The organism is Acinetobacter sp. MD2(2019), assembly GCF_035615615.1.
In the GTDB taxonomy this organism is placed as follows: domain Bacteria; phylum Pseudomonadota; class Gammaproteobacteria; order Pseudomonadales; family Moraxellaceae; genus Acinetobacter.
The window spans coordinates 1-547 of record NZ_VTDU01000074.1; the positions used below are offsets into that span (position 1 = coordinate 1).

The following is a 547-nucleotide window of genomic DNA, read 5'->3' on the forward strand; positions in this document are numbered from 1 at the left end:
CAAACTCCCATGGTGTGACGGGCGGTGTGTACAAGGCCCGGGAACGTATTCACCGCGGCATTCTGATCCGCGATTACTAGCGATTCCGACTTCATGGAGTCGAGTTGCAGACTCCAATCCGGACTACGATCGGCTTTTTGAGATTAGCATCCTATCGCTAGGTAGCAACCCTTTGTACCGACCATTGTAGCACGTGTGTGTAGCCCTGGCCGTAAGGGCCATGATGACTTGACGTCGTCCCCGCCTTCCTCCAGTTTGTCACTGGCAGTATCCTTAAAGTTCCCATCCGAAATGCTGGCAAGTAAGGAAAAGGGTTGCGCTCGTTGCGGGACTTAACCCAACATCTCACGACACGAGCTGACGGCAGCCATGCAGCACCTGTATCTAAGTTCCCGAAGGCACCAATCTATCTCTAGAAAGTTCTTAGTATGTCAAGGCCAGGTAAGGTTCTTCGCGTTGCATCGAATTAAACCACATGCTCCACCGCTTGTGCGGGCCCCCGTCAATTCATTTGAGTTTTAGTCTTGCGACCGTACTCCCCAGGCGG

Annotated in this window: 1 rRNA gene; it reads right to left on the bottom strand. The window is 52.8% G+C overall.

Going from position 1 to position 547, the window contains the following annotated elements:
• Nucleotides 1-547: ribosomal RNA gene (locus I2F62_RS13125) — 16S ribosomal RNA — on the bottom strand; the annotation flags it as partial.